The following is a 4375-nucleotide window of genomic DNA, read 5'->3' on the forward strand; positions in this document are numbered from 1 at the left end:
GCTGGGGGGGACGGCCCCTCAGCCCTGGGGCCGGCGAGGCCCACGGCGGGCCCGCCGTGGGACGGAACGCCCGGCCGCCACGAAGCGCCCGCACGGCCGGGCATCGCACCGGACCCACCACGGCCGCCGGGCCCCGGCGGGGCCCACGGCCGTCCGGACCCCACCCGCCCGCGCGGAACGGACCCGTGCTCCTGACGCACGGAACAGGCCCGCGCTCCTCACCCACGGACCCGTGCTCCTCACCCACCGAACAGGCCGCGCTCAGATCGCGCGGAACGGGCCCGCGCTCCTCACGCACCGAACGGGCCCGCTCATGACACACGCAACAGGCGCCACGGCGCGGCCAGCGCCCCGCCACCGGCGAGGCCGCTCAGGGGAGATGAGCATGGAGTTCCTGGTGCTGCCGGACCACCCGGCGGGCACGGCCCTCGCGGCGAGAGTGCCGAGACAGCCACGGGGAACCGTGGTGAACCACGCCTCCGGCCGCCCCTGGATCCTCGGTACCTGGGACCCGCGCCGGGCGGTGATCGCCGCGGTCGGCCGCACCCGGGCCATCGCCCTCGGCACCGTCGGCGCCGACGCCACCCGGCTCGCCCGCGCCCTGCGGGCGGTCCACGCCCCCGCCGACGTCGACACGCTCGCCCGTGCCCTGCCCGGCGCCCACCATCTGCTCGTCTCGCTCGACGGCCGGGTACGGGCCCAGGGCACCCTCTCGACCAGCTGCCGGATCTTCCACACCACGGTCGGCGCGATCACCCTGGCCGCCGGGCACCCCGCGGCGCTGGCGGCCCTGACCGGCGCCGGAATCGACGAGGAGCTGCTGGCGGCGCAACTCCTGGGCCCCTATGGGCCACCGTGGCCGCTGAACGCCCGATGTCTGTGGCGGGGGGTACGGACCGTACCGCCCGGCCGCTACCTGGACCTGACCCGTGACGGCACCGGCACCACCGTCCCGTACTGGACCCCGCCCACCCCCGACGTCCCCCTGGTACGCGCCGCACCGGCCCTGCGCGACGCGCTGGAGACGGCGGTCCGCGCACGCGTCGAGGGCCGCGCTACCGTCAGCGCCGATCTCTCCGGCGGCAAGGACTCCACCAGTCTCTGCTTCCTCGCCGCGCGCGGCGGCGCCCGGCTGGTGACCGTCCACCTCCAGTCCTCCGACCCCGGCAACGAGGACCGGCTGTGGGTGGCGCGCGCCGCCCACGCCCTGCCCGGCGCCCGGCATCTGACGGTGCCGATGGCCCAGGGTCCCGGGATGTTCGCCGACGGTGCCACGCCACCGCCCGACGGGGTCGAGGAGGCACCGCTCACCTTCGTACGGCGACCGCTGGTGGAGTTCCTCGCCGGGCTCGCCGCCGACCACGGCTCCACCGTCCATCTCCAGGGCATGGGCTCCGATGAGCTCTTCCTCCCCGGCCCGATGAGCCTCACCGCCCTCGTCCAGGACCGGTTGCCCGCCCTGCCGCTCACCACCGTCCGGGCGACCCGGGCGACGCACCGCTGGAGCTGGCCCGTCACCGCCCGGCTGCTCTGCTACCGCGCCCCGTACCACCGCTGGCTCCGCGCCGTCGCCGACACCCTCACCCGGGATCGCCCCACGACCACCACCCCCGGCTGGGAGATCCTCCCCCGGATGGTCCCCTGGGCCACCCCCGACGCCGTCGACGCCGTCCGCGGACTGCTGCGCCGTGTACTCGCCGACGGCGCCGAACCCCTCGCCCCGCTGCCGCTCCACCACGACATGCTGCGGCTGACGCAGGTCAACGGCATGGTGGCCCGCTCCGCCACCCGGATCGGACAGCGACACGGCGTCACGATCGAGTCCCCGTACCTCGATGACCGCGTCATCGAGGCCGCGATGGCGGTCCGCCCCGGCGACCGGATCGCCCCCGGCCGGGTGAAGCCCGTACTCACCGCCGCGCTCCGCGGCCTGGTCCCCGACGACCTCCTCGACCGGCGGACCAAGGCCGACGCCTCCCCCGATCTCTACGGGGGACTGCGGCGCCACCGACGGCGGCTCACGGACCTCTTCGAGGACTCCCATCTGGCGCGGATGGGGCTCGTGGACGCGGACGGGGTACGGGAGGTGCTCGGCGCGCTCCACACCGACACCTGGCCACTGATGCCGCTCGAACTCACCCTCGCCGGCGAACTCTGGCTCCGGTCGCTGCCCCCACCGACCGGCGCCGCGCCCGCGCCGCCCACCCCGTCACCGGCCCCGCCCACACCGGCCTGAGGAGGACCATGAGCTTCACCCTCGCACCCCACATCACCCTGACCGAGACCGACGGCGGACTGGTCCTGCTCGACGAACGCGCCGGACGCTACTGGCAGATGAACGACACCGGAGCCCTGGTCCTGCGCACCCTCCTCGACGGCGGGACCACGGACACCGCGCTCGCGGCCCTGCGGGAACGCTTCCCCGCCGTGGACCCGGAACGGGCCGCCGCCGATGTGCGGAAGCTGGTGGCGGCCCTGCGGGCGGCGAAGATGGTGGTCACATGACCGACCGCGCCGTCAGTCTGGAGCGCCGCGGGAGCCTCCCGCCCCGTCGCCGCCCCGCCGCGCTGGCCGCCGTGGGACTCGCCCGGCTGCTCACCCTGCTGCCCCCCTCCCGGTTACGGCGGGTCCTGGAGTTCCTCAGGCGCGGTGCCGCGCCCGCCACCGGGGACCAGGCGGCCCGCGCCCGGGACGCCGTCGTCGCGGTCAGCGTCGCCTGCGCCGGGCCGCGCTGCCTCCAGCGCTCCCTCGCGACCGTACTGCTCTGCCGGGCGCACGGCGTCTGGCCCGACTGGTGCGTCGGAGTGCGCACCCAGCCGTTCCTGGCGCACGCCTGGGTCGCCGTCGACGGCCGACCGGTGGGGGAGAACGACGAGGTGCGTTACTTCCATCTCACCATGACCGTGCCCAGCCCACGGTGACCCGCCGTCGGCAACGGCGACCACCCCCGGCTCACGCCTGGTGAGAGCCGTGGAGGGGGCCATGGAGCGGCTGTCGCCTGGACCCTCCCGGCGGTGGCCGCACCGCCGCTCGTCCCGGGGTGACGAACCTCAATGACCCGGAGGTGACCCGGACGCGCTCCAGGTCCGTGGGAACGGGTATCACCTGTGCGTGCCTCATCTGTGCGGACGTGCCCCCCCCCACGACCGAGAGAGCGGATATGTCGCACCTACCTGTCTTCCAGCTACCGGACATCCCCACCGGCACCCCCTCGGACCAGGCCCTCGCCGACGCCGTCCTGCGGGCCTGGCGGACGCACGGCATCCTCTACCTCACCCTCGACGAGCCCCTGCGCGAGCGGGCCACCGCCGCCCTGAGGGAGAGCAGACACTTCTTCGGCCGCCCCCTCCACCAGAAGCTCCGGCATCTGAACGACCTGAGCTACAGCGGCTACATCACGGTGGGGGAGGAGACCACGGCGGGCCAGGCGGATCTCGCGGAGATCTTCACCGTCTGCAAGGACATCGCCCCCGACGACCAGCGGTTCCTCTCCCGCTGGCCCTGCCACGGACCCGTTCCCTGGCCGGACCCGCCCTACCAGCGGGCCATCACCGCCTATATGGACGGACTCGGCGACCTCGCCGAACGGCTGCTCGCCTATGTCGCCCTGGGGCTCGGCCTCGGCGACCCGTCCGCCTTCCGTGCCCTCACCGACGACGGCTGGCACCATCTGCGCGCCCTGCGCTTCCCCACCGCCTCCCGGATCAGTGGCCGGGGCATCGGTTCCCACACCGACTACGGGCTCGTCGTCCTCGCCGCCCAGGACGACACCGGCGGACTCTGGGTCCGCCCGCCGGTACCGGGCGAGTGCCGCAACCGGAACTGGCTGGAGCGGGAGAGCGCGGCGGGCATGTACGAGAACGAGGGGCCCTGGACCTACGTTCCACCGGTCGAGGGCACGGTGACCGCCTTCCCCGGCGACATCCTCCAGCTCCTCACCTGCGGTGAGCTGCTCTCCACCCCGCACAAGGTACGACTGACCGACCGGGAGCGGTACTCCATGGCCTACTTCCACGAGCCCAACTTCCAGGCCTGGGTGGAGCCACTGCTCACCTCGCCGCAGAGCGCCGGGGAGAGCCCGGACGAGGAGCGACTGCACTACGGCAGCCACTTCACCCGCATGATGATGCGCTCCTACCCGGCGCGGACCACGACCCGGCGGATCCGGGAGGAAGGCGGCCTGGTCCGGCTGGCCCGGCTGAGGGAGGGGGCGGGACCGCGCTGACGGCGGAAGAGGGGGTCGTGGTGGTGTGCCACGGCCCCCTCTCCCGGGTAACGCCCGCCTGCCTGTCTGTCTGTGGTTGTGGTGGTGGGGGTTAGTTCTTGCGGTGGTTGATGTCGTCGGTGAGCTGGGGAACGACGGTGAACAGGTCTC

General features: G+C 74.2%; 4 protein-coding genes. All 4 read left to right on the plus strand.

Annotated features, from left to right (window positions below; translation table 11 throughout):
• Positions 1–379: 379 nt before the first annotated feature.
• Positions 380–2236: an asparagine synthase-related protein gene (locus ACFVIM_RS33245; protein WP_384309533.1), complete on the plus strand. Its 1857-nt coding sequence runs from the start codon at positions 380–382 to the stop codon at positions 2234–2236.
• A gap of 8 nt (positions 2237–2244) precedes the next feature.
• On the plus strand, positions 2245–2505 hold the full coding sequence (locus ACFVIM_RS33250) for a lasso peptide biosynthesis PqqD family chaperone (protein ID WP_384309536.1): 261 nt from the start codon (positions 2245–2247) through the stop codon (positions 2503–2505).
• Positions 2502–2921 (plus strand): lasso peptide biosynthesis B2 protein, encoded by a 420-nt coding sequence (locus tag ACFVIM_RS33255; RefSeq protein WP_384309539.1) that lies wholly within the window; start codon positions 2502–2504, stop codon positions 2919–2921. The genes ACFVIM_RS33250 and ACFVIM_RS33255 overlap by 4 nt, the downstream gene beginning before the upstream one ends.
• Positions 2922–3160: 239 nt before the next feature.
• Positions 3161–4225, plus strand: coding sequence for an isopenicillin N synthase family dioxygenase (locus ACFVIM_RS33260; protein ID WP_384309541.1), 1065 nt, complete (start codon positions 3161–3163; stop codon positions 4223–4225).
• The last annotated feature ends 150 nt before the right edge of the window (positions 4226–4375 follow it).

Origin of the sequence: Streptomyces sp. NPDC057638, assembly GCF_042800315.1 — a bacterium.
In the GTDB taxonomy this organism is placed as follows: domain Bacteria; phylum Actinomycetota; class Actinomycetes; order Streptomycetales; family Streptomycetaceae; genus Streptomyces.

Coding starts and splice junctions, on each gene's coding strand:
- ACFVIM_RS33250 (WP_384309536.1), top strand. CDS start 2,245: ATGAGCTTCACCCTCGCACCCCACATCACCCTGACCGAGACCGACGGC.
- ACFVIM_RS33245 (WP_384309533.1), top strand. CDS start 380: ATGAGCATGGAGTTCCTGGTGCTGCCGGACCACCCGGCGGGCACGGCC.
- ACFVIM_RS33255 (WP_384309539.1), top strand. CDS start 2,502: ATGACCGACCGCGCCGTCAGTCTGGAGCGCCGCGGGAGCCTCCCGCCC.
- ACFVIM_RS33260 (WP_384309541.1), top strand. CDS start 3,161: ATGTCGCACCTACCTGTCTTCCAGCTACCGGACATCCCCACCGGCACC.